The organism is Streptomyces sp. SP18BB07, assembly GCF_036322545.1.
GTDB lineage: Bacteria > Actinomycetota > Actinomycetes > Streptomycetales > Streptomycetaceae > Streptomyces > Streptomyces deccanensis.
Genome location: NZ_JAQYWT010000112.1, coordinates 1 through 356 on the forward strand (window position 1 = coordinate 1; position 356 = coordinate 356).

Below are 356 nucleotides of genomic sequence, written 5' to 3' on the forward strand. Positions count from 1 at the left end.
CCCTGCCCCACGACCGCCTCGGCACCGCGCTGCGTCCGCTCCGCGTGGCAGGCAAGACGGACGGACAGCGCCGGGTCCTCGCCGCCGCCGAGCAGATGGTGGGGGCCCTCCGCTCGGTCTACGCCTGCGATCCGCGCCCCGGGGGGACATCTAGCGGAACGTATCTGCGCACCGGCGATCCCCCGGCCTTCGCGCACTGCGACTCCCCAGTCACGCTACGCTCACGAGGATTCCGACTCAGGACAGGCAGTTCCTCCAGGCGCTTCGCCAGGGCCACGGTGTGCCGCTCGCACAGGTGCCCGCGCTCCAGCTGCTCGCCGCACAGTCCGCAGGTCGCGTTCACAAGCCCTCCAGGG

Annotated in this window: 1 pseudogene; it reads left to right on the forward strand. The window is 72.5% G+C overall.

Annotated features, from left to right (window positions below):
* Window positions 1-143: pseudogene (locus tag PUR53_RS00320) on the forward strand (ATP-binding protein); the annotation flags it as partial.
* Between the last annotated feature and the right edge of the window lie 213 nt (window positions 144-356).